At 71.0% G+C, this 25,379-nt stretch carries 12 protein-coding genes; 5 read left to right on the top strand and 7 right to left on the bottom strand.

Annotated elements, in window-relative coordinates:
- Positions 1–496: 496 nt before the first annotated feature.
- On the bottom strand, positions 497–1,573 hold the full coding sequence (locus ABZ656_RS04730; protein WP_360264534.1) for an SEC-C domain-containing protein: 1,077 nt from the start codon (positions 1,571–1,573) through the stop codon (positions 497–499).
- Positions 1,574–1,809: 236 nt separating this feature from the next.
- Between ABZ656_RS04730 and ABZ656_RS04725 the strand changes: the two genes are divergently transcribed.
- Positions 1,810–4,125, top strand: coding sequence for an ATP-dependent RecD-like DNA helicase (locus tag ABZ656_RS04725; RefSeq protein ID WP_360264531.1), 2,316 nt, complete (start codon positions 1,810–1,812; stop codon positions 4,123–4,125).
- 464 nt (positions 4,126–4,589) lie between these two features.
- Here the strand turns inward: ABZ656_RS04725 and ABZ656_RS04720 are convergent, their stop codons facing one another.
- The 4 genes from ABZ656_RS04720 to ABZ656_RS04705 are packed head-to-tail and all read right to left on the bottom strand — an operon-like array spanning position 4,590 to position 13,941.
- On the bottom strand, positions 4,590–7,508 hold the full coding sequence (locus ABZ656_RS04720; protein ID WP_360264528.1) for a DUF3962 domain-containing protein: 2,919 nt from the start codon (positions 7,506–7,508) through the stop codon (positions 4,590–4,592).
- A 16-nt stretch (positions 7,509–7,524) separates the two neighbouring features.
- On the bottom strand, positions 7,525–11,136 hold the full coding sequence (locus ABZ656_RS04715; RefSeq protein ID WP_360264525.1) for a hypothetical protein: 3,612 nt from the start codon (positions 11,134–11,136) through the stop codon (positions 7,525–7,527).
- Positions 11,129–12,310, bottom strand: coding sequence for a hypothetical protein (locus tag ABZ656_RS04710; RefSeq protein WP_360264522.1), 1,182 nt, complete (start codon positions 12,308–12,310; stop codon positions 11,129–11,131). Before ABZ656_RS04710 ends, ABZ656_RS04715 begins: the two co-directional genes overlap by 8 nt.
- Positions 12,307–13,941, bottom strand: coding sequence for a PD-(D/E)XK nuclease family protein (locus tag ABZ656_RS04705; protein ID WP_360264519.1), 1,635 nt, complete (start codon positions 13,939–13,941; stop codon positions 12,307–12,309). Before ABZ656_RS04705 ends, ABZ656_RS04710 begins: the two co-directional genes overlap by 4 nt.
- A 148-nt stretch (positions 13,942–14,089) precedes the next feature.
- Between ABZ656_RS04705 and ABZ656_RS04700 the strand changes: the two genes are divergently transcribed.
- Positions 14,090–15,583 carry a serine/threonine-protein kinase gene (locus tag ABZ656_RS04700; RefSeq protein ID WP_098893849.1) on the top strand — a complete coding sequence of 498 codons (1,494 nt, stop codon included), beginning with the start codon at positions 14,090–14,092 and terminating at the stop codon, positions 15,581–15,583.
- Positions 15,584–15,622: 39 nt separating this feature from the next.
- On the opposite strand, the gene ABZ656_RS04695 is transcribed toward ABZ656_RS04700, so the two are convergent.
- On the bottom strand, positions 15,623–17,671 hold the full coding sequence (locus ABZ656_RS04695; RefSeq protein WP_360264515.1) for an N-6 DNA methylase: 2,049 nt from the start codon (positions 17,669–17,671) through the stop codon (positions 15,623–15,625).
- A 206-nt stretch (positions 17,672–17,877) separates the two neighbouring features.
- Here ABZ656_RS04695 and ABZ656_RS04690 point away from each other — a divergent pair, with 206 nt between their 5' ends.
- Entirely contained in the window at positions 17,878–20,463 is a 2,586-nt protein-coding gene (locus ABZ656_RS04690) for a DUF262 domain-containing protein (protein ID WP_360264512.1), read from the top strand.
- Positions 20,464–20,536: 73 nt separating this feature from the next.
- On the opposite strand, the gene ABZ656_RS04685 is transcribed toward ABZ656_RS04690, so the two are convergent.
- On the bottom strand, positions 20,537–22,687 hold the full coding sequence (locus ABZ656_RS04685; RefSeq protein WP_360264507.1) for a UvrD-helicase domain-containing protein: 2,151 nt from the start codon (positions 22,685–22,687) through the stop codon (positions 20,537–20,539).
- Between the two features lie 72 nt (positions 22,688–22,759).
- On the opposite strand from ABZ656_RS04685, the gene ABZ656_RS04680 reads away from it, so the two are divergent.
- Together ABZ656_RS04680 and ABZ656_RS04675 are read left to right on the top strand one after the other, a co-directional pair.
- The gene (locus ABZ656_RS04680; protein WP_360264504.1) at positions 22,760–23,698 is read left to right on the top strand and encodes a serine/threonine-protein kinase; all 939 of its coding nucleotides are present in this window, start codon (positions 22,760–22,762) and stop codon (positions 23,696–23,698) included.
- A 38-nt stretch (positions 23,699–23,736) separates the two neighbouring features.
- Positions 23,737–25,320 (top strand): protein kinase, encoded by a 1,584-nt coding sequence (locus ABZ656_RS04675; protein WP_360264501.1) that lies wholly within the window; start codon positions 23,737–23,739, stop codon positions 25,318–25,320.
- Positions 25,321–25,379 lie beyond the last annotated feature (59 nt).

Here is a 25,379-nt window from a genome sequence, read left to right as displayed (position 1 = left end):
CCGTGTCAATCGTCCTTGTACGTCGCGATAGTTCGCCTGTTCGAAGGTCACGACGTCCTCGTGTGTCAGACGGTTCCCGCGTGTCACGCGCGTCTCACTGTGCGTCGAACATCCTCTCGTATGGCACGTTGCAGGCGCAACGCAGTACCGCGCGAAGTGGCGTGATCTATCCCATGAGTTGTCTCGCCGCACTGCTCCGCCAACGGCCGGATGTCTGCCCGACAGCACGAGAGGGGTGCGTCACCGAGAACCCCGGCTGCTGGGTGGGTCGGCCGGGTACGTGATGGCGGCTGAGAATGTTCGGTGCTGGAGGAGGCCGCCTGAGGAAGGCTCAGGCGGGCTAGCAACGGCCCGCTTCGTTTCCCCCATGGCTCATGCGAGAGCAAGCGGCCCGACCATGCGCCGTCGGCAGCCGGTGCGCAGGTCGCTGCCGGCTTCATCGAGCGAGCGACGGCCGGGTGGGGGGTATCCCGGTAGATCGGGGGTGGGCGTCCGCTCAGGCGAGGGCGGGGTTGCCGTGGCACTTCTTGTACTTGCGGTCTGCGCCGCACCAGCAGGGGCCGTTGCGGGGCGGCGGCCAGGGGTGGGCCTGGCCGCGCGCGGCCAGGTCGGCGGCGTAGGAGGCGCGCAGGCCCGGGGCGGCGGGGTCCTGGTTCTCGTCGCGGGCGTAGGCGGTGAAGTCGCCGACCGTGCCGCGGGCGGAGCCCAGGCGGGGCAGGCCGGAGTCGGAGTAGGTGCGCAGGAGTTGCTCGACTCGGCGCAGGTGGTGGGTGTGGTCGGTGCCGTATTCGTCGGCGAACGCGGGCCAGCGTGCGAGGAGTTGGGTGAACTCTTGCTGTGGCCAGAACAGCGCGCAGGTCATCTCGGGCGTGTGGAGGGCGGCGCGGCGCTGCTGGATCTGCTCGGTGAGCCGGGCGTGCTCGGCGCGCAGAGCGTCGAGGTCGGTGTCCTCGTCGGGGGAGAGGCGTTGTGGGCTGTGCAGTTCGTCCAGGGAGCGGGTGCCGCGCAGCAGGGCGGGTCCTTGGGCATGGACCTGGTCGGCGATGGCGTCCCAGTCGTCGTGCATGTCGCCGGTCAGGCGGCGTACCCGGTGGCGGCTGGTGAGCAGCATGTCGAGGCCGGGCGGCCCTGTCTCGACGAGGTCGGCGGTCAGGTCCGCGGTGGGGCCCAGGGCGTGGGTGATGCCGGCGGTGAACCAGTCGGCGGCGGTGTGCGGGTCGTCGGCGGCCTCGAAGCTCTCGCCGACGTAGTGCCAGGCCAGGGCGTCGTGTGGATGTTGGCCGCGCAGTTCGCGGGCGGCCTCGCGGGCCTCGGCTTCACGTCCGGCGTCGAAGAGGACACCGATGCGGTAGGCGGCCACCAGGTGCGGGTGGGTGGACTCGTCAGCGAGGAGCCGCTCGTACAGCCGTAGCGCGCGGTCGTGCTCGCCCGCCTCGCACCAGGCGTCCGCGGCTTCCAGCAGGATCTCCTCGCGGTCCCCGGGGTAGGTGGCCGCGAGTTGTTCCAGTTCCCGGGCTGCCGCGTCGGGGGCGGGCGGGGCCGGCGCGGGGGTGCGGTGGCGCTTGGCGGACATGGCAGCAGGCTACCGGCGAGCCCGACGGCCGGAGGCGTGCCCGCCCCGTGGCGGCCCGGCCGCCGCTCCTGCTGTGCAGGTCGTACGGCCTCGGCCTGGCGGTTCTGTCGCTCGTTGGGGTGAGGAGAGTCCCCCAAGCGCGCGACAAGCCGCTGCCCCGGGACGCATGCTGACCTTGCTGTACCCCGGCAGCATCATGTGATCCGTAGCCGTACGTACCCCTGGAGATGGTGCGCGTGTCCGAGCAAGTGCCGCTGGACGCCCCGGATGTGGTCGAGGGCGTGGTCGATCATCTGCTGTATGTCGGCTATGACGAGCGCACGGTGCTGCGGCTGGGTGTGACAGGAGGCGACGAGGAGAGCGTCACCGCGGTCGGCAAGGCGCTCTTCGGGGTGCGGCCCGGGGAGAGTCTGCGGCTGCACGGGGCATGGACCTGTCATCCGCGCCATGGGTGGCAGTTCAAGGCCGAGCGGTGCGAGCGGACGATGCCGGCCGACGAGCGGGCGATCCGCCTCTATCTCGCCTCGGGCATGATCCGCGGGATCGGGCCGATCCTCGCCTCCGCGATCGTGGACGTCTTCGGCGAGCAGACCCTGAAGATCATCGATGCCGAGCCTCCGCGGCTCCTTGAGGTACACGGGATCGGCCAGGTCCGGCTGGGCCGGATCACCGCGGCCTGGCAGGAGCAGAAGGCCATCGCCGAGATCATGATGTTCCTGCAGGGGCTCCAGATCACCCCGTCGCTCGCCGTGAAGATCTACACCGCGTACGCCGACACCGACGACGACCCGATGCGCATCGTCCGCCGTACCCCCTACCGGTTGTGCCGGGACGTCCACGGCGTCGGCTTCCACAACGCCGACAAGATCGCGCTCGCCGTCGGCATCCCCAAGCACAGCGACGCCCGGCTCCAGGCCGCCCTGCTGCACGAACTCGACCAGGCAGGAGCAAGCGGCCACTGCCATCTGCCGGTGCGCGTACTGATCGCCCGTACCCGTCAGCTGCTGAGCGATGACGACCCGGCGAGTGCGGAGATCCTCGACGACGCGGTGCTGCGCCACGCCCTGGAGGCCTTGCGTGGTCAGGGCGAGGTGGTCACCGAGACGCTGCCGCTGCCCGTGCTGGACGGCACCGACACGGTCGCGGACATGGAGATCGCCATGCTTCCGCACCGGCACCGTGACGAGACGCAACTCGCCTTCCACGTACGGCGGCTGCTCGGATCCACCTCCGAGCTGGTCGGCCTCGCCCCGTGGACGGCGCACGTGGCCGCGCTGACTGGCCATGAGACCGCTGGGCTGACCGACGAGCAGCACCAGGCGATCCTCACCGCCCTGACCAGCCCCCTGTCCGTCCTGACCGGCGGCCCCGGCTGCGGCAAGACCCACACCCTGCGCACCTTGGTGGAGATCGCCGACGAGGCCGGCGCGGTCGTCGCTCTGGCCGCCCCGACCGGGAAGGCCGCCAAACGCCTGGAAGAGACCTGCGGCCAGGCGGCGATGACCGTGCACCGGCTGATCCGGCCGCCCGAGGGCGACTCCCTCTTCGATCACGCCGGCGTCCTGTTGAGTGCCGATCTCGTGATCATCGATGAGGCATCGATGCTCGACCTCGCCCTGGCCCGCCGCCTCTTCACCGCCGTCCGCGACGGCTGCCACCTGCTGCTCGTCGGCGACATCGACCAACTGCCCAGCGTCGGCCCCGGCCGAGTCCTGCGCGACCTCCTCGACGTCGAGGACCTCCCGCGCACCCGGCTCACCAAGGTCTTCCGCCAGCACGACGACAGCGCCGCGATCGTGCTCAACGCCCACCGCATCCTGCGCGGCAAACTCCCGCACGACGACCCCAAGGTGTTCTGGAACCGGCCCGTACCCACCGCCGAGGACATCGCCCAGCGCGTGGTGGACCTGGTCACCCACCGCATGCCGCAGCACTTCGCCATCCGCCCGGAGGACATCCAGGTCCTGTGCCCCGGCAAGAAGAACATCGCCGGCATGACCGACCTCAACCTGCGCCTCCAGCAGACTCTCAACCCTCCGGCCGACGACAAGCCCCAGCATTACCACGGCGGAACCGCCTTCCGGCTCGGCGACCGCATCCAGCAGGTCCGCAACAACCCCCACCGCGGCGAAGCCGGGGTCTTCAACGGCAGCAGCGGCACCATCACCGCCGTCGACCTCGAAGCCCACCAGCTCACGGTCACCTTCCACGACGACGAGACGGCCACCTACCCCTTCACCGACCTCGACGAGCTCGTCCACGCCTACGCGCTGACCGTCCATCGCTCCCAGGGCAGCGAATACCCCTACGTCATCGTCCCGGTGATCAGCGCCGCCGGGATGATGCTGCTCCAGCGCAACCTGCTCTACACCGCCGTCACCCGCGCCCGCGACGGCGTCATGCTCATCGGCCAGAGCGAGGCCGTCGAGCGGGCGATCGCCAACAACCGCACCCAGCGCCGCAACACCGCCCTCACCCACCGCATCACCCACACCGACGCCGTACCGGCTCCCCGCCCCCGCGCACCGAGCGGCCAACTCGCCTGGGACTGACGGGATGTACACACCCTGCGGGCGAGGACAGCGCCAGCCCCTTGGCCAGCCGGTACTCATCCCACGCATTGGTGCGCTGGTCACACTGCTGGCGCCCCGGCAGGAGCCACAGAACATGACTGGTCGTGCCCGCAGCGCTGATCTGCGGATTTGTGCACGGTGAGGGTGGAGGGGCGGTCCCGGCTCGTGCCGGTTGCCCCAGGGACGGGTCGATGAGTGCATCCAAGCCTTCATTGGAGCCCTCGCGCAGGTTCGAATCCCGGGCGGGGGACCCGGGACGTGGCAACGGGAAGGCGCACAAGCCAAACGGGCGGAGCTGGTAATCGAGGCGATCGTCCGGTTGAAGCCGTAGGTGGCCAAGCCGAAGTACGAACGACCCCACCACCGGGGGAAGAAGGCCCGGGAGCTGCTGACGGGCATGGCTTGCCGATACCCGAACCCCTTCGCCCGCTGGCAGTTTGGTCTCAAGACGCGTCGAACAAAGACAACTGCTCCTGCTCGTCCTGCGGTTCCGGTTCTTTCGCCAGCCCCGGGGCCGCCCCCGCGTCCGGGTCGGCATCGGCCGCAGCATCAGCCGAGGGCGTCTCGTCCTCTTCCGCACGCGTCGGCAGGACATACTCCTGCGCGAGACCGGCGAGATGCAGTGGCAGCGGCAGGCTCAGTGCGTCCGGTACATCGGGGGCCTGGCGCAGCTGATGCGCGGCGAGGGCCAGGGCCTCGGGAGAATCGCCGTCCTCGGTGTGGCAGCCGAGGACGGTGAGCTCCACAAGGCCTGGATTCCACGCGGCCTTGTCGGTGTCAACCGTCAGCTTCCCCTTGGTGTTCACCCGGGGGGCGAGCTTGTCGGCGGCCACCGACAGCTTGAAAGTCCGCGCTTTCGGTGTGGTGGACCAGAAGACACAGGCCGTCTCCGGGCCGGTATTCGGGTTCGTCCACAGATGGGCCGCAAGGCCGTTCGCCCCGTCCGGGTTCACTCCCCACCACTGTGCCGTTTCCCGTCCGCGTGACGTGCGCACCCGCACCAGGCGCAGGTCCGGATCGAGACGGCGTGCGGGAGCGTGACCGTCACGGAACTTGTCGGCCACCACCTTGCTGTCCTGCAGCCATGTCCAGTGCGAGCGCATGTTCTGCCCGTGTGCCAGCAGCATCGTCGGCGTACCGCGCAGAGAGCGGCGCACTCGCTGGATCCACTCCTCGGCGGCCCGGCGCTGCTCGGCCATGTCCGCCCACCACGACGGGCGGGAGACGGGACCGTCGCCGCCGTGCGGAGCGGGCAACGTGCCCGTGGCCGGTACTTCTGCGCGCTTGGTCAGCCGCAGCAGCATCACCGGATACGGCACCCAGGCCCGTGCCTCGTCGTCCCAGCCCTCCACCCGTGCCAGGCCCTGTCCGGACACCTCCGGGGTGACGAGCACCGCGACCGGCACGTGCCCGGCCCAGCGCGTACGGCTGCGACGGTTCTTGCGGACCATCCATACGGCCGCGTACCGCATCCCCGAGGGGAGCCGCTCGCCGAGACTGTGCTCGGGATGGACCCGTACGCCGAGCTGCCGAAGACCGTCGTCCCAGGCCTTGGCCGCGCGGAAGTCCTTGCTCTTCTCGCTGTTGTAGCCCTTGGCCTTTTTCGGGACGGCCATGAACTGGGTGAGGACACCGGCGTCCGCGCAACCGAGCCGCAGAGCGAACTTGGCGTCGTGGTCGGGGGAGGTGAAGTCCTTGGCCCGGTCGATCTCCATCAGTGCGAGGGACGGAAGGGAAACGGGCCCGTCCTCTGAGACGAAATCTGCCATCTCCCGGCGCCGGGCACCGAGTGCGGCGGTCACCACCTCCCGTGAGTGCCGGGAACCTTCGGGCAGCGTCAGGTCGTGGCCCAGCGAGCGGGTGAGCTTGCGGCAACGCAGCCGTACCGTCAGCTCCGGAGTCTGCCACTCCAGCACGACCGTGCCGTCGAAGGCGCCCGCGTCCTCCGGCGCACCTCCGTCCCCCTTGAGGTCCAGATGGGCGATCAGGGCCGCCACCGCGGTGTCTCGCATGTCGGGCGTCTGCCAGAGCACCCCGGCCTCCAGGAGCGGCAGTTCACCGGGGTCCGCGTCCGGGGCCAGGCAGCGCAGCGCGAAGGCGGCAGCCTGTCGGCGGGCCTCCGTCCGCTGCCGTTCCTCCACAGCCTTCTTCGCCGCCTCGGACGGCTCACGGCGCGGATTGGCGGGAGTGCTCCCCGACAGACGGGTGCGCACCAGCGCGGGCGCCGGACGCAACTGCTCCGGCAGTGCCTCTTCGGCCCACTCGACGATCCTCGAACGCTGGTCGGGCATCAGACCGGTGCCCACCTCGTGCGACCCCATCGCGGTGCTGTGCACGACGGCGGCCCGCATCCCGTCCTCCAGCCACTCGGCCGGGGCGGTGAGAACGGACTCGGCGTCGGGGAACGACTCGGTCAGCGACATGCTCCGCAGCATCCCGGCGGGGCCGCCGCCCACCCAATCGTGGCCGCCCTTGTTCCACCCGAGGCGAGCCAGCGCGAACCGGTCACTCGCTGGTGCTCCGGGCAGCCACGGCACACGGGGCCGCAGCAGCACCGTGCTCCTGCGGCCGTATGGCAGATACAGCCGCCCCGACTTGACGCCCACGCGGGTGGCGTACCGCCGGATGTGGGTGTGCAGGTGAAAGCGGGGCAGCGGGTCGAACGGCACCGTCTGGAGGGTGATGTTCAGGACGACGGAGAACCACTCCGTGCCCCGGCTGCCCTCGTGCCCCAGCGCCTGCGACACCAGCTCGGCGCCCTGGTCGCGGGGCCCGCGTGGCATGGCGCGGAAGCGCAGCCGGCCCGCACCGAAGTCGTACGGCTCCAGTTTGCCGAGGAGCCGCCGGGCCAGCCAGTCCGTCGTCAGCTGGAACTGGCGCGGATCCGGGGCGGCCGTGCCGCCGGGGGTGGTCGGGCAGCGCAGCAGTTCCACCTCCACACCCTCCTGCCACTCGGGAGGGTCCTCGAACAGGGCGTCCCTGGTCTCGTTCAGCAGCGACCGGTACTCGCGCTCCGGACGGAGATCCTTCAGCCAGGCTCCGACGAGAGCCCGGAAAGCCGTGTCGGGCAGCGGATCTGGGATGTCCTCCGGGGCGTACAGCCAGAAGTCCGGGCCTTCGTCCCGGTACCGGGACGGGCGCGGGCGCACCAGTACATCGGGTGCGAGTGCCTGGATCACCTGATCCATGCGGAAGGTGGGAACCGTCTCCAGCGGTTTGTCGCGGCCCGCGCCGCACAGCGCGAGCAGCGGGCCGCGCCACTGTTCGGGAAAGGGCAGAGCCCGGTACCGCCCCGTCGCCGAGGCGTCGCGGGAGACGGGCAGCGAGGAGGCGGTCCGGATGGAGTCGTAGCGCTGAGCCATGAGGGTGTCCCTTCGTTCAGGAGGGGTGGTGGTTGATGTCCCGCAGCGCCTTGTAGAGGGGCGCGTACAGGAGACGGGCGACCGCGGGATCGCCGGGATCGGGGCAGTCGGGCGGCACGGTGCCTTCCGCGAAGTACGGGGCGAGGACGTCCCGCAGGCCGGTCAGCAGCCCGTCCTCCTGCGGGAGCGGGGACGCTGCCGCTTCCGGGGACAGCAGCCTGGCGGTGCGCGGAGCGAAACGGGCGTCGACGAAGACCACCCGGGCCGCTACACCACCGCGTACCAGCCGGCCGATCACCTGCCAGATCGTCACCAGCTGGTCCCAGGTGAACGACCGCTTTTCGGGGTCGGACAGTCGCGAGTAGATGTAGCGGCGGGACAGCAGCCTGCGCCACTCGCCGCGCGCCACATGACGGAACGCGAGTCCCGCCTCGTCGAGACTGTCTGCGGCGACCGCCAGCTTGCTGAACGTGCCCTGTGCCAGGCCGGGTTCGTCGCGGGCGAAACGGGTGGCCCAGTCGTTGATCGCGAACACGGCGAGAGCCAGGTCGTCCGGGCGCGGATGCGGCCGGGCCAGGAAGAGGGCCGTGCCGAAGGCCGCGTTGCGCTGGGCGTTGAGGATGTTGTGGCCGCGCTCGACCGCCATGAGCGGGGCGATGAGGAGTTCCGCGCTGCGGTCCTCGGCGAAGGAGGCCAGATCACCTCGGCGAAGCGCGGTGGCGCGGTCGGATCCGGAGGACGTCGGCCCCGACCCGCGTACCGCCTGATCCAGATCGGCGTCATCGGCGGCCAGCACCCGGACGCGGCCGTGCCAGCGTTCCATGCCGTGCAGCACGTCCGCGACGGTGTTCGCCTCCTTGTAGCTGCCGACCAGCAGGACCGCCCGCCGTCGGCGGTCGTCGGCGATCTTCGCCAGTTCCTGCTCAAGGGGGCTCGGGGCGCCGCCGCGGCCCGCGGATCCGAGCCTGCTCGCCAGCGCCCGCGCCGCAGCCGGCCGGGTCTTCGGCTCGGTGCCCGACAGGCTCATCGGGCGGCCCTCGTCGTCGTAGAGAAAGTGCGTGGTGAAGACAGACTCGCTCACGGCCTCCAGCGAGCGCGGAGACGGCTTGAGTACGGCGCCGACCGGTGCGAGTACATGGGCGCGGGTGGACGACCCGGCCCAGCTCGTTCCGGACATCAGCACCACATGCGGGCCCCGGAGTCCGGCGCCCGGGTCGGCTCCCACCTCGTGCAGCGAGAGAAGAAGTTCACGGCCGACGCCCGCACAGCGGAAGAAGCGCAGGGTGCCGCTGTGCCGTCCGTCGACGTCCCTTTCCCGGTCGTCGGGCAGATATTGGAAACCGAGGACGTTGCCCATCGGGGCCTCTGGGACCAGCGGCGCGTAGTCCAGGGGAGGGCGGCGGGAGAGCTCGTTGCCCGTCGAGTCCAGGTGCAGGGCGGCCTCCACCTGCGGCCACAGGAAGACCAGCCGGTCCAGGCGGTGGTTCAGGGCGCTGAGCAGCAGCATGAACTCCAGCCGTCGGGCGGTGAGATCGAGCCAGGTCTCGTCCTTTGCCCGTGCGGCGGCGGGGCTGTCGGCGAGCAGCGGGCGCAGTACGGCGAGGACGCGGGCGCGAGTGTCAGAGGAGGACAGCGTGGCCAGCAGATCCTGGACCAGCCGCACCAAATCGTCCGTCGTGTTTCCGTAGGGCCCAAGGCCGCCCAGGGGATCGTCGCGGAACGTGTCGAAGAGGTCCGTCAGCTCTGTGCGGCGGGCGTCGGAACCGGGGCCCGACGACTCCGGCTCCGGAGCATCGTCCTCGTACGCCTCGTACAGCTCCGCCTCGTCCGCCACCCCGTCGGGGGATCCGGGGGTGCGCTCCGGGGCGAACCAGGCGCCCAGCAGTTTCTCCTGCAGGGTCCAGGGGCTGAAGTACTCCATGTCGGCCCACTCGCGCAGCTCCTCGTCGGAGATCAGCAGCTTGTACAGCCGGTCGGTGGCGGCGTGCACGACCGTCAGCGAGGCGGACCAGCGCTCGATCTCCTGGTCCGTGAGCGGCAGCCGGCCCTGCCGGGACAGTTCCTCGATCCGGTGCGTCTGGAGCTGGTCCAGCCAGGACTCGGGGCCGGGCGAGACCAGCGTCGCCGACGGGGCGAAGATCTCGTCCAGCTTCATCTGTACCGAGTCGGCCTCGTCGACGATGATGATGTCGCTGCGCAGACAGGCCAGTTCGAGATGGCGCAGCCGTTCGTCGCCCAGGTGCCGCGGCACGGATGTCTGCACCAGGCTTGCCGGGTTGGCCACCCAGATCTGCGCGTCGACGAGTTCGCGCGCCGAGCGGTGACGCGGGCAGGCGTACCACAGGGGGCACCCGTGGGGAGTGCCCTTGACCTCCGGCGGGTGCGGCTGGGCGGCTCGCTCCGGCCGGGCCGGACGACCCGGCCGGTACGGCTCGGGCAGGGGGACGGTGTCCGGCTCCTCCTTTTCGGCCCGGCGTTTCTCCGGATACAGCGAGGTGCAGGGAGCGTCCGCGAAGCGCAGCGGCTCGGCCGCCTCGGTGCCGCGCAGTGCGTTCACCACGCACACCGTGCTCAGGTCGTCGAAGCCCGGCACGTCATGGTCGAGGAGGTTGTCCAGGCCCCGGGAGGCCAGCCTGCGGTGCAGCCGTTGCACATGCGTCTCACGCGTGGTCAGCCCCAGGACGGGGGTCGCGGCGAGACCGAGGTCGCGGAGCAGCGCGCTGAGCCGCAGCTGCTCCGCCACATCGCCGACGACGATCGTCGTCCGCAACTTCGGCTCCTGACGGGCGCCCCAGACGGCGATCAGTGTCATCAGCGTGGACTTGCCCGCCCCGACCATGCCCGCGAGGTGCAGCAGGCCGTCCAGACGCAGGTCGCCCTCCTCGGAGAAACCGAGCCGGTCGGCGTCGCGCGGCGCGATGTGGAGTTCGGACAGCCGCTCCTCCCAGTGCCCCGGGCTCTCGACGTTCTCCTGCCGCTCGATCCGGTCCATCCAGCGTGCGGTCTCGACGAGGTCCGCCCGCTTCAGAGCGATCGGCTCACCGCGCCCCGGACGCCCCCCTTCCGGGGCGTGTCCCGGCACCGGATCGGGCCGCAGGCGCTCCGGCAGCATGACCGAGGTGGGCCGTCGCCGGTCGACGAAGGTGGCCCGGCCGACGGGTGCGATCGGCAACGCCTTGCGGGCCAGCGGGGGAAGGGCGGCGAGCGCGGTGTCGTACACCGCGATCCGGTCGGAGGCGACGGTGGGTTCGCTGCGCCGCGCGGGTGCGTCGTCGGCCGGGACGTCATAGGCGCGCAGCCGCTCGGGCAGGGCGGCGTACGTCTCCAGGGCCTGGTGCCAGGTGCGGCCTCGGCGCAGCGTCCACAGCAGATGGCGGCCGGCGGTGAGCATCGCCTCGTGCTCCGGGGTCACCGCGATGCCGCGTGCCCGTGCGAAGGGATAGCCGCCGATCAGGACGTACGCGCCCCGGGCGGGCTCCAGAGGGGAGAGGCGTTCCAGCAGCCGCAGGGCCAGCTCGACCTGGCACAGCAGGCCGGGTTTCACCCCGGACAGTTCGGCGGGCACCTCGCTCCACAACCGGGAGAGCTCTTGGCTGACAGGCTTGTGCCAGCCGTCGCGGTCACGCATCGCGGTCCTCCTGCGCGCGGCCGGTCCCGGTCCGCTTCATACGGGCCCGGGCTCGGGCGACCAGTTCTGTGTCGGTGAGCAGCGGCAGATCCCTGGCCGCCGCGGGGCGATTGCGCTCGTAGGAGGCGACATAGCCGGGCCGATCGTCGGCCCGGGCCCGGGGTACCACCCAGAACGCCTCGTCGTACCGGGGCTCCGGAGGCACGGGCCGTGCGGCCCGGCCGAGGAAGGCAGGGTGGGCCCAGTCCTTCACATCGACTGCCCACACCCAGCCGTCGGCGAAGGTGATGTGCACGTCGTACGCGTCGTACGCCGGCCACATCCGCACGCGCAGTCCGAGAGCCGTGAGCCGCGCCTCCAGCTCCACCTCGGCCCGTCCAGGGCCAGTCACGAACTGACGCAGTGGCCGCTCCAGCTGGAGCAGCCCGCCGGCCTCCTCCTTCTGGATACGGCGTCCCACTGGGGGCGGCCCGAGACGGCGGCAGCGGTCGCGCTCGCACCACCAGCCGCTGCCGTGCAGCAGCGGGGTCAGCAGGGTCAGGCAGCGGCCGCAGAGCGCGTAGGCGTCGCCCCGCAGATAGCTGTCAGGAACGGGCTGGTAGATGCGGCGCAGCAGCTCCTTGACCGGGTCGAGGACGTGATCCACCGACACCGCGAACTCTTCGGCGGCGGTGAGCACCGGCCGGGTGACCAGCAGCCGCCGGAACTCGGTGTACGCCTCCTCCTCCCCGTATTCGCGGCACAGACGCAGCGCGGCCCGGATGATTTCTCGGTCGCGCAGGACGAGGGCGCTGTCCCTGGTCTGTTCCGCCCATTCGTGGCACAGCTCGGTCGGCCGTGAGGAGTCCGGGTCCAGCAGCAGGTCGCCGGGGCCCACCGCATCGGGCGGGAGATCGACCGGCCAGTCGGCCACGGGGCGTTCCCGGCACCACGACAGAAGGTCGGGGAGGCTCGCCGGGGGCTCGGCACTCCGTTCCAGGCAGGCGAGGACGGTCCGGTCCAGGGCGCGCTGGACCTCGGCCGGGTACGGCAGAGTGAAGGAGTCCAGTCCGGTCTCGGCGTCCAGCGCCGTGAGTGCCGAGGCCAGTGTGCGCATCAGCGGGATGCCGTCGTGGGCGGACCAGTCGGCGGCGTGGACGGGCAAGCCGTCGTCGTCCGCGGACACGGCGCTCACCAGGCCTCCAGGTGGGACCGTCCGGCGACGCAGTGCCCGAGCATCTCGCAGCCGGCGCAGTGACCGCCCGGCTTCGGGGCGTACGTCTCGTCGACGGCCCAGGGACCTGCCAGCTCCGCGATGATGCGACGGGCCTCGGCCTGCGTCTCCGGCTCGCCGGGGTCGATCTCCTCGCAGCCCGAGCTGCTCTCGTACAGCATCTCCAGTTCGATCAGCGACCGGCGGGGATCGCCACCGGGCACGCCCGCCGCCATCAGCAGGACCGCGAAGGGCAGCTGCGGGTAGGTCTCCATCAGCTCCCGCCCCTCCCAGGGGCGCCGGGCGGCCGTCTTCGTCTCGTGCCAGATCCATCCGCCGGAACGGGTGTAGAGGAGGTCGGGGTCGGCGATGAGGAGCACGTCGAGCTCGGGGTCGTACGCGGTCAGGCGCGGCTGCACCCGTACGTGCTCATCGGGCGGAAGTCCGTCGAGGGGGCAATCGAGCAGGTGCTGGGCGAGCATTGCGAGGGCAGGGGGCTGTTCGGCCTCGGAGAGCCCCGGGAGAGTGGCGGGGAGAGTGGCGCCACGGCAACTCCTCTGGCGATGCCGCTCATTGAGCCAGTCATCGACTGCCCGCCCCCTTCGGACGGGTTCGCTCTCGGGTTCGCCGGACCGGAGGTGAAGCACTCGGGTGAGGTGGAACTGGGCGGGACAGCGGGAGTGCACTCGCAGGTCGGTGGCGGAGACCGAGCGGCGTTTGCGGGGCCGGCGCGGACCGGGTATGCCGAGCAGGCCGTTCACGCGGGGCGGCTGTTCACAACCCGTCAGCCCTTCGCACCGCTCGCACCCGGATCCGGGGTTGAGCCGGTCGTCCTCGGCCACGCGGGCCAGTACGGGCTTGGCGTGCAGGGTGAACTCATGGGCCGTCCGGCCGGTGTCCCAGTCCGCGAGGACGGTGTGTCGGCCGTCCCCGCAGCCGAGGCCGATCACCCTGACCTGCCGTGGAGGAACGGTGCTGCCCGCGAGGGGGCGGTGGATGTCGCCGAAGGCGGCCTGCGTGGGGACCCCGGTGGCGGTGACGGCGGCGGCTTCGGCGATCTCCGGATGCGGGCGGTCCTTCTTGACCGTGTTCACGGAGAGGAGCCACAGCTCGCGCTCCGAGCCGTCCGCGGATGCGTACCGTCGCCCCCAGGCGGTGCGTTCGTACCGCGTCGCCCCTCGCTCGTCCGGCGCATCGCCCGGCGACTGGGCGATCGCGGTCCACTGCGCGCGCACGGGGGTCGTCGCGGGGCGCCCGAGCGCTCGGCGGTCAGTTTCGGACGCCTCGCGTGCGGCGAGGTAGTTGTTTACCGCCATCCCAGCCCAACTGGCGTGACCCGGATGGCATTTCGTGCTGGCGTTGAGCCGCCGCAGCGCGACCTGCGGATCCATTCCCTCGTACTCGATGAGGTCCAGGGTGCGCATGACCGGCCCCAGCGCGAAGTCTTCAAGGGGCTTTCCGCGCGGTCGTTCCGGTGCCTGCGCCACGAGCGGCCTGGCCCGCAGGGCGTTTCCCCGGGGGCAGTCCTGCGGATCCTCGCGGAGCAGAGGCAGCGAGGTCCGGATGAGCCGGGTGTTGCCGGCCGTGCCGGGCGGAGGCTGATGAAGCGTCACGCTGTCTCCCTCGCGGCGAAGTTGGAGAAGGGAACCCATGACCTCAGGGAAGCGTACGTCTGTGAACTAAGTCAAGTGATGGCCTTTGCTTGTGTTGTGAACCGCTATCCTGTGCTTGGCATGGTGCTGCGGTGAACCGGGGGTATGGGTGGAAACCGGGGAAGTCCTCGACGGTCGCTTCCGGATCGAGGAAGCGTTCGATCAGGGCGGCATGGGAAGCATCTGGACGGCGACGGAGACTGCCACCGGACGGCTGGTCGCGGTCAAGGTGTTGCGCCTCGACTCCTACACTCAGGGCCGGTTCAGCCCGGCCGAACGGGTGCGGCGCCGGGTGGAGCTGATGAAGCGGTTCGAGCGCGAGGGGGCGATCCTTGAAGAGCTTGACCATCCCGCCATCCCGCGCCTGCTGCACCGCGGTTACCACCACGAGGAGCCGTACCTCGTGATGGAGTACGTCGACGGGGTCAGCCTGCGTGAACTCCTTGACCTGCGCCGCCCGTTCCCCTTCGGCGCGGCCGTCGCGATCGCCGTCCAGATCGCCGATGCCCTCGGCCACGCCCATACGAACGGCGTGGTGCACCGGGACCTCAAGCCCGGCAACGTGGTGATCGCCGCCGCGGACGGGGCGGTGAAGCTGCTCGACTTCGGCATCGCCCACCTGACCGACCCCGACGCCACGCGCTACACCGCGCTGGGCGCCACGCCGGGCAGCGCCGGTTACATGGCGCCGGAGCAGCTCCGCGGCCGGCAGGACATCTCCGCCGCGGTGGACCTCTACGCGCTCGGCTCCGTGCTGTTCGAGCTGCTCACCGGCGAGAAGCCGTTCGAGGACAGACCGGACCGGAACAAGGACGCGCAGCACCTCGAAGACCTTCCTCCGCGGGTCCGCGACATCAACGTCGGGATCCCGGAGGACCTGGACGAACTCGTGTGGGACCTGCTCGGCAAGACGCCCGCCGACCGCCCGGCCGGGGTCGGCGAAGTCCTCGCGGCGCTCGTTGCACATCTGCCCGCGCCGGGCGACCCCGGCCCCGACCCCGAGCTGCATCCCGATCCCACGGCCCGCTACCGGCTGCGCGGGGGACCGATCGCCGAGGACGCCGGCCATGTGCGCCCGAAAAGCTCCCTGCGTGGCCGGAGCCGCCGCGCTTCTTGGCCGGGGCGGGGCGAGTTCGCCGAGCGGATCGCCCTGGCCCGGGCTGAACTGGACTCCACAGGACCCGCCGCCGAGTGCGAGCAACTCGCCTCGGTGCTCGCTCGCGCCGTGTCCGCGTGGGGACCTGGGGAACCCGCTGTCGTGGACGCGCAGTTGGTGTGCGCGGACGCGGCGCGCCTCGACGGCGACACCGGGCGGGCGAGGAGGCTGTACGAGGAGGTGGTGGCGGCGCTCGGAGGCAGCGCGGATCCTCGCCTCGCACCACTGGTGCTGGAAGCCCGGATCGGCCTCGCGGAATGCAAGGTGCCCGAGGGCGATCTGCGGGGCGCACTCGCTGGCTGGCACGAGGCGGCCTCGGAGACGCTGCGGCTCGCCTCCCCGCCCGCCCGCCTGGTCGCCCGGTGCCGCGAGGTGGCCCTCGAACTGGGCGAGCGGGGCTTCGGGGCCGAGGTCTCCTCCCTCGACGGCCGTCTGGCCGCCCTTTAGCGGTCCCGGCAACGACCAGCAGCCGACCGGGCACTCGGATCAGGCGCGCGGCAACTGGCCGTGGGACAGCAGATCACCGAGCGACCGGACGAGTTCGCCGCCCACCCGGCGCAGCCCCTGGAGCTCCCTTTCGAACGTCGTGATCCTGCGGTAGATCTCGCCGTACCGCCGTTGCTCCTCCAGGGAGAACCGGGGCACCCGCAGCCGCCGAACATCGACACGGGACGTCGTGGACGCGTGCGTGCCCGCCCGGCGAGCATTGTCGGGAGCCCGCAGGCAGCCTGCCAGGAACCAGGGATCGAGGACCGAGGGGTCCACGCGCAGCGCACAGAGCTGCGGCCCGAGAACCGACGGTGCCTCGGTGGCCACATGGACGTCGAAATCGCGGGCCGGCATAGACACGACGACATCCTGTGAGGCCGTGACGGTCAGCGCGCCGGTCTTCTCCCCCTCCGTCACCGCCCGCGCCGGAAGCCACAGCTCCGGGCCCCCGGGCAGGCGGAGACCGGTCAGCACCCGCGCGCCGTCCGCCGGACGCGCACCCCGCTCCACCTCGGCTTCGGGCAACGCCTGCCCGCCCCGGATCTCCAGCGCTCCGGCGCGCTCCAGGTCGGCGACTGTGATGAGTGGGGCGACGTCACCGGCGTCGACCGGCTCAAGCGCCGACAGAACACCAGCCGCATCGCGGAGCTCGCCCGCATGGGCGTCGAACCGGGCCCACGACCGCCGCAGTCCGATCAGGTCTGCGGCACGGCCCCGCGGAATGTGCCGGGCCGGAGTGAGGTCCACCTCTTCGTCCAGCAGGTCGATGACCGGAACCGTCACATTTCCCGGTCCGCCCGCCCCCTGAAGGGCCTTCACCACCTGCTCCGTGATCTGGACCCAGTCGACGCCCCCGGCACCCATGGCGCCAGGACCGCTCTGCCGGGCCGCGGTGTCCACCAAGGTGATCTCGGCCGGGGACGCCCCCGGCTCCTCACCGGTGCCGCCTGCCCGCAGGACCCACACATGAAGGCCGACCCCGTGCGGAGGCGCGGCGCCGGGTGGCAGGGCGATCACGGTACGCAGCACGCCTGCGCGCAGCAGACCCGCCCGGATACGCCGGCCGGCTCGCCGCGCAGCGACCGCGGGCGGCAGCACCATCACCCCGACACCCCCCGGCGCCAGAACGGCGGCGATGTGCTGGACCCAGGCGAGCTCCGACTCCGTGCGGGGCGGCTGACCGAAGGCCCAGCGCGCGTCCGTCGCGAGCTCCGCATGCCCCCAGTCACGCTCGTTCGCGGGCGGGTTGCACAGGACCACATCGGCCCGTACATCCGCATGGGCATCGGCGCGTAGGGTGTCCGCGGCCAGGACTGTGATCTCCGGTGGGGCTGCCCCTGTGTAGCCGGCGACGGCCAGCTGTGCCCGCGTCAAGGATGCGAGCACCGGGTCCCTGTCCTGCCCTCGCAGCTCGGCCAGTCCTGAGCCGCCTTCCGAGTCGACCCATCGCCGTCCCGCCGACAGAAGCAGGGTTCCGGTGCCGCACGCGGGGTCGAGAACCGAGCGGACCGCGCCGTCGTGGACGACCGCAGCGATGTCCGTCATGAGTTCGGCGAGGGGACCCGGAGTGACCGCGATCTGCCGTACGTGGGTGCGCAGCCACCGCTCCAGCAGGAACCCGAAGGTCTCCGCCGGGCCCTTCGTTCCGGCCAACTCGAGCGTCCGTTTCAGAAGACCGGACTGCCGCTCGTCGAGCACCCCTGCCGCAGCCGGAGGACCGTCGGTCGGCCTCCCAGGTTCCCCGCAGAGCCGCAGGCCGACCTGCGCGACGAGAAAACCCATCGCATCTCGGTCTCCCAGGGCCTCGTACTCCGGCCAGAGCCGCTCCAAAGGCTCGACGGCCGTCGTGATCTTGCCTTCCCTGTGCAGCCAGGCCTCGATCTCGGCGAGCGAAAACAGAGGGCTCGCATCGGTGCCACCGATCGGTGCGGGGAAGGTCTCGTGGCGTCGCCGCCAGTTGCTGACGGCGGCACGTCCCACGCCCGCGATCCGCGCGACCTCTGCGAGGGGCACGGAGACTGTGGGGGATTCTGCGGGCTCGGGCATCGGACTCTCCGGGGGTGGTACAGACCTGCGGTGCGTGACGGTGCGGCGGCTTACGGTACCGGGCATGCAGCGCACACGGGTGTGTGTCTCTTGACTCAGTTTATGAACGCATCGTTCAGAGTCGAGATCTTCCGGTTACTCCCGTGCGCACCTCTGATCGTGGAAAATGGGCAGCCGGTCGGGGACATCCAGGGGGAGAAGCGCGCGTGCACGCTCAGGAGACCACGTTCAAAGAGCTCGTCCAGGGCGAGAAGCAGTACCAGGTGCCGCTCTACCAGCGCACCTACAGCTGGCAGCGTGAGCAGCTGCAGCAACTCTGGGACGACGTGCAGGAGCTGGTCGAGGAGCAGTTGGAAGGGCGGGCCCCCGCAGCGCACTTCCTCGGCTCCGTCGTGCTGGCACCAGGCCGGATCACCGCCGGCGGCATGCAGCGCTGGCTCGTCGTCGACGGCCAGCAGCGGCTCACCACGCTCATGCTCGCCTTCACCGCGCTGCGCGACCGCCACCGGGAACGCGGCGGCGCGGAACGGCAGGCCGACCGCATCCATGACCTGGTGCTCGTCAACAAGTACCGCAACGGTGACGACCACTACCGGCTCCTGCCGACGCAGGCGGACCGGGATGCCTTCACCGCATGTGTCGAGAGCTCACCCAAGGCGGGCGGTCCCGGCAACGTGGGCGCCGCCTACCGGTTCTTCCTCGCCGCGCTGACCGAGGGTGAGGAGAGCGGCGGTGAGGCGTGGACGGACGCGGTGGAGACCGTACTGAGCGGCCTGCTGTCGATCGTCGAGATCACCGCGGCCGAGGGCGACAACGTCTACCGGATCTTCGAGTCGATCAACAACACCGGTGTCGGACTCAGCCAGAGCGACCTGCTGCGCAACTACCTCTTCATGTGTCTGCCGACCCGCGGCGAGTCGGTCTACCGCAACCGCTGGCTGCCCATGCAGGAACTGCTCGGCCCGGCCAACCTCGAACTCCTGGTCTGGCTCGACCTGGTAGTGGCCGGCAACAGCCGGGCCAAACGGAGCGAGATCTACCGCGACCAGAAGAAGCGCCTGGAACCCCTGAGCGCGGACGAAGCGGCACTCGAAGCCGAGATTGAGTCCCTCTCCCGGCGGGCCGAACGCCTGATGCGGATCCTGGAGCCCGAACGGGAGCCTGATCCGGAGTTGCGCGAGGTGCTGGAAAGGCTGTCCCGCTGGGGCGGCCAGACCCACTACCCGCTGGCGCTTCAGCTGCTCGACCGGGTGGACGGTGGACAGGCCACGCCCCATCAGGCCGCCCGGGCACTGGCGTACGCCGAGAGCTACATGGTGCGACGGCTCTTCGCGGGCTACTCCACCACAGGCAGCAACCGGGTCTTCATGGAGATGCCCAGGGAACTGGAGAAGGACGAGGACCCGGCGGAGGCCGTACGCCGCATCCTGTCGAAGAACAAGACGGGCGCGCGCGTCTGGCCTGACGACGACGCCGTCCGCGAAGCGATCCGCACCAGGCCCTTCTACAAGGCGGGCCGCAGCAACCAGCGGCTCCAGGTACTGCGCAGGCTGGAGGAGAGCTACGGGGGGAGCGAGCCGGTCGACTACGCCAAAGCGCGTCTCACCGTCGAGCACGTACTGCCGCAGAACCCCGCCCAGCAGTGGTTCGACCTGCTCGCCGAAGAGGCCGAGGACGGACAGGGCCCGGACGAGCTCCATGCCCTGCTCGTCCACACACTGGGCAATCTGACCCTCTCCGCGGACAACGCCAAGCTCTCGAACCATCCGTTCCGCCGCAAGCAGGAGATCCTGGACTCCAGCGCCCTGCGCATGAACCAGGAGATCGCCGGGCGGGAGCGGTGGGGGAGGGCGGAAATCCTCGACCGCGCCGCCGGCCTGGCCGACCGGGCGGTGCGGCTGTGGCCTGGCCCCGTCGCTGGAACGGTCCCCGGGGACGACGAGTGGTCCGGCTGGAAGGAGCTGCGGGCCGCGCTCCTTGCCATGCCGGCGGGTACGTGGACGACGTACGGCGATGTCGCGGCGCTCATCGGCACCCATGCCGTCCCGGTGGGCCAGCACCTGGCGTCCAAGGCCGGCCTGCACGGCGCCTACCGGGTACTGACGGCGGACGGCCGCGTCTCGGCGGGCTTCCGGTGGCCCGACGGTCAGGAGTCCGGGGATGCGCGAACCCGCCTGGAGGCGGAGGGCGTTCCCTTCGACGACGCGGGCCGGGCCCGCCGCTCCCACCGGCTGACGACGGCCGACCTGGCGGCCCTGCTGGGCAAGGAAACCGCCGAGGAGGCCGTGCCGTCCCCACAGACTGAAGACGAGCAGCAGTCGGCGGCCGACCGGTTCGAAGCGCAACTACGTGACAACCAGACCAAGGAAACCGCCGAAGGCGTTCTGGGCGCGCTCCGCTTCTGGGAACAACAGGGCGGCCACCTCGCCTACGGCCGGGCGAGCGAGACCAGCTGCTTCCCCACGGCGCGGTTCGGCGGCACGCTCGACACCCGAGCGCTGTGGCCACTGGGGATCTACCCGGTCTCCGGGACGGTCGAAGTCGTCTTCCAGTATCTGAAGCGGCGCCCCCCGTTCGACGACGAGCCGCTGCGGCGCGAGTTGATGACCCGGCTGAACGGCATCGAGGGCATCGACCTGGCAGAGGCCAAGCTCGATCTGCGTCCGTCCTTCCCCGTGGAGGTCTTCGCCGTGCACAGCGAGGAGATCTGCGCGGTGCTGGAGTGGTTCGCGCACACGGCCGCCCTCGCGGAGGCCCGCCGCATGCTGGACGAGGACCCCGGCACTCTCTGACGCCCCGCATCCATCGCGCGCGTGGGGCTCAGGGGACTCCCCGGGGCCTCACGCAGGTCAGACTCGCTCGGCGCTACGGGCGCGGGCCGGTGACCGGTGCCAGGAACGGGCTCGGTTCGCCGTGCCAGGACACCCGCAGTGCCTCCCGCGCCCGCGTGCATGCCACGAACAGCAGGCTCAACTCGCTGTTCAGATCCTCCTGGTGCTGCTGTGCGTCGACATCCACCGGAGTGACCGCGGCCTTCATCGGAACCGTGCCCTCGTTCACTCCGGCCACGGCCATGCAGCGGAACTCCAGCCCCTTCATCCGGTGCATGGTCCCGATCCGCACTCCCGGGCCGCCACGCCCGGCGCCCAGTACACACGCCGCGACCCCCGACCGTTCCAGGGCCTGCGCGATGTCCCGGCCGAACTGGACGAACCGCACCGCCACCCCGATATGTTCCGCCTCTACGCCCGAGGCGATCCACTTCTCCACCCGGGTCACCAGTGCCGCGGTCTCCTCGGCCTTGGCCGCGTGAGGGGATGTTTCCGGCCGTTCGCCGTGCATCGTGGAACGGTAACCGGCCAGGGACTCCTTTGCCCCGTCCATGTCGTCTGGCTCCTCGCCGGTCAGCAGCGAGGCGGACCAGGCGAGGATCTCCTGCGTGGTGCGGTAATTGACCCGCAGCCGGTGTGAGCGCCCGACCACCTGGATGCCGAGCGAGCGCAGCGAGACGCGGTTGCCGTAGATGCGCTGATAGGTGTCCCCGGCGAGGAACAGGTCGTCGGGGCCGGGTGACACCAGGGACCGGAGAAACCGCCACTGCGCCGGGTGCAGGTCCTGCGCCTCGTCGACCACCACATGCCGGAACGGCCGCTCCTCGCGCCCGTCCGTGACCCGCGCCGCCTCCGCACACACCTGGAGGAACGTCCACTCACCTGCCTGCCGCAGCTGCTCCTCGAACGCGGCGACCGCCCGCCACACCTGGAGCCGCTTCAGCGGCCCCAGCGCACTGCCCCGGCCGGTCCGCGGCGCCTTCAGGTATTCCTCCGGTGTGGTGAGGGCCTGGGCGAGGACTACGTGCCGCCACTCCTGGTCCAGGAACACATCCGTGAAGTCGGCCTCCACCCTGCGGGCGATCCGCGCCCATCGGGCCGTGATCTCCTTCTGGTCGAAGACCAGCTTCAGCGGGGCGCCGCCACGCTCCGCCCGCACTGTCTCGTTGGCCAGCGCGTCGACGTTCACCACTCGGATCTTCGCGCGCACCGCCGGGTCCGTGACCAGCAGTGCCAGGCAGCGCTCCAGCTCCGCGGCGAGGTCCTTGGTGTACGTGGTGAGCAGCACGCACCCGTCGGGCGCGTCGGCGGGCAGCCGCCGCGCCAGGTGGTACGCCCGGTGCAGGCCGACTACCGTCTTGCCGGTGCCCGGCCCGCCCGTGACGCGAGCGGGCCCGGCATAGCTCTCCTGGTACGCGACCCGGTACTGGCTCGGGTGCAGGAAGACCCGCCAGGCGTCGAAGGGCCGCTCCAGGATCTCCTGCAGCTCCTCGGTCCCGGAAACCAGGGCGACCCGGCCGCGTGATCGGGCCATGGCGATGGCAAGCTCGTCCCCCTCGGAGGAGTCGGCCGACCGCGGTGCGGCCCGGGCGTACGCCTGGACGATCTCCCGGTCGATCTCGGCCGGTTCCATCCCGGTGGCGAGCCCCAGGAGCACGTCGTACTGCTGCTCGGGCAGCACCTTGTGCAAGGCCTCCAGGTGCGTCTCGTCCGGCACCAGCCGGATGATCGGCAGGATTTCCTCGTCCACTCCCAGGCTGCGCAGCACCTTGTCCGGGTACTCCGAGGTGGGGAAGAGCCGGGAGGGCTCCTCGGCCGCCCGGGCCCGGAGCCCGGCCGTGGCCCGCTCCAGGCCGACGTCGTTGCGGATCTCGATGCCCTGTGTCGCCCCGTTCACCGAGGCCCGGTGCTTGGCGGCCCAGTCGTTGGCCTTGTCGTGGGGGAGCACCTTCAGCAGCAGGTAGCTGTCACCCGACTCGGCCTTGAGGACGACGCCTCGCCAGAAGTCGTTGATGCGGATGGTCCGCAGCCGCGGATCCTTCTGGTGCGTGAGCTTCTCCAGGTGCAGCCCGGCGTGTGTGGCCGTCGCGAACTTCTCGAACACCTCGAAGACGCGTTTCTGGACGGGCTTCTCCAGTGCCGCGAACTCCATTAGGAAGTCCCGGTGCATACCCAGCGTCGCCATCCCCGTCCCCCTCCGGCTGCCCCTCCCAGGACTACGATCACTCTACTGACCATCACCGGCCGGGGAGAGAGCGTGCACGACATCCGTCGGGGAGCCGTGCTCGGCGACCGCTACGAACTGCAACAGCCGCTCGGCCGGGGCAGTATGGGGCAGGTCTGGCGCGGACGCGACCTGCATCTGGGGCGTCCGGTCGCGGTCAAGACGGTCGCCGCGGAACTCCTCTCGGAGGCCGAGGACCGCGAACGGGTGCGACGGCGCTTCGTACGGGAGGCGAAGGCCGCGGCGACGCTCGACAGCGCCAACATCGCCACCGTCTACGACGCATCCGTCACCGGCGACACGCATTGGCTCGTGATGCAGCTCGTCGACGGGGCGACGCTCGGCACGGTCCTCGACGAGCGGGAACGACTCGACGTGGCCTCCGCCGCGGCCGTCGCCGCCCAGATCTGCTCCGGCCTCGCCGCCGCGCACGCCGCCGGTCTCGTCCACCGCGACCTGAAGCCCGAGAACGTAATGGTCCGCCGCGACGGCGTGGTGAAGATCCTTGACTTCGGCCTGGTGAAGCTGATGGCGGACGACGGTCCGAGGCTGACCGCGACCGGTGAGCAGCCCGGCAACCTCCTCTACGCATCGCCCGAGCTGCTGTCCGGGGATCCGGACCTCGACGGACGCAGTGACCTGTACAGCGTCGGCTGCCTGCTGCACCACATGCTCGCCGGAGCCCCGCCCTTCCCCCGCGACCGGCCGATGGCCGTCCTGCGCGGGCACCTGCACGACACACCGCCCGGCCTCGCCGAAGCAGGCGTGCCGGTACCGGACGCTCTCCAGGACTTGGTCCTCGCCCTGCTGGCCAAGGACCGTGAGGACCGGCCCGCCTCGGCCGCCGAGGTGTACGGCGCGCTCGGACCGTGGCTGCCCGCCGCCCGGCCGGGACCCGACACTCTGCGCGGCTTCGGCCCCGAGGACCCGCGCCGTCCGTTTGTGCTCCCGCAGGGCCCGTACCCGGTGTGACGACCCGGTCACCGGCGGGGTGAGAATATGCCGTACGGGTGACCGCGCAAGCCGAGCAGGGGGCCGAGTACGGCGTGACACGACGGATCAAGGACCACTACGAGTTGGCGGACCGCCTCGGCCGCGGCGGCATGGGCGAGGTGTGGGTGGCCCGGGACCTACGGCTGGACCGACCCGTGGCGGTCAAGTTCCTGTCGGCGGGCGGTCACGGCTCCGATCTCGACCGCATGGAGCAGCGGTTTATGCGTGAGGCCCGGCTCACCGCCCGGATCGGGCACCGGAGTGTGCCGGTTGTCCACGAGTGGGGCCGGCTCGACGGGGACGCCGGCGACGGGCTCTACCTCGTCATGGAACTCGTGAACGGCGACACTCTCTCCCGGCTCCTCAAACAGAACGGCCCCTTTTCCGTTCACCTCGCCGCCGCGGTCGCCGTACAGACGGCCGACGCCCTGGCCCACGCCCACCGCATCGGCGTCGTGCACCGGGACCTGAAGCCGTCCAATTTGATGCTCACGCCGGACGGCACGGTGAAGGTGCTCGACTTTGGCATCGCGGCGGTCATGGAGCCCGATCCCGACGAGCCCCGGCTCACCCGTACCCAGGAAGTGCTCGGCACGCCGGGGTTCATCTCGCCGGAGCAGGCGGACGGCGGGCGCGCGACGGAGCGGAGCGACCTGTACGCCCTGGGCTGTGTGCTGTACGAGATCCTGGCGGGCCGGCCGCCCTTCACTGCGGGGACCGCCGTGGCGCTCCTCTACCGGCACGCGTACGAGGAGCCGCCCCCACTAGGGGATCTCAGGAACGACGTACCCGCGGACTTCACCTCCCTCGTCATGCGTCTGCTGGCCAAGTCCCCCGACGACAGACCCTCGGCGGAGGAGGTCCACGGCACGGCGCGTGCCTGGCTCGCCCAGCCGCCCGACCGGGCCGCCCCCCGGCAACCGTCCGCTGGATCCCGCGCCGTGAGGTCCGCTTCCGCTTCCGTGTCCTCTTCCGCCTCCGCCGGCCCTGCCCCGTCCCGGCGGCCGGTTCCCGTCCCCCGCCCGGCACCCTCCGGACCCTCGGCCGCGCCCGCCGCCGTGCCCCAGGAGGTCCTGGACCAGGCCGCCCGTGGCGACTACGTGGGGGCCGCCGCCGCGCTGGAGCGGCGGCTGCTCGAGGCAGGCCGTCCGCTCGACGACACCGAGTCCGTGCCGACGCGGCTCACCCTGTGCGATCTCCTGCTGAAGGCCGAGGAGTTCAACCGTGCCTACGACGGCTACTTCGCACTCGGCGGCGCGCTCCGGCGCCGTCGACCGGCGACCGACCGGGATGTGCTCGCCTGCCGGTCCGGCGCGGCCACGTGTCTGGCCGAGCTGGGGCGCACCAACGAGGCGCTGCACGAGTTCGAGGGCCTCCTGCCCGTGCAACAGCATGTTTTCGGCGCCGCTGACAGAAGCGTGTTCGACACCAGGTTCCGGATCGGCTCGCTCGTGGCCCGGACGGGGAAGCTGCGCGAGGCCCGTGACCAGCTCACCGCCCTGGGGCACGAGCAGCAGCGAATTCTCCCGGTCAACGACGAACGGCACGTGCGGACGGATAGCCTGATTGCCCGCCTTGACCGAATGCTGGCAAAATCTTGAGAGCGTGCGTGAACTCTGTTCACAGAGTCGCTGCTGGTGTTAGCTTACTGCCGGGGACC

The organism is Streptomyces sp. NPDC007095 (assembly GCF_040634475.1).
GTDB lineage: Bacteria > Actinomycetota > Actinomycetes > Streptomycetales > Streptomycetaceae > Streptomyces.
The sequence above is the reverse complement of the archived record's forward strand: the minus strand, read 5'-3'. Positions and strand labels throughout refer to the sequence as shown.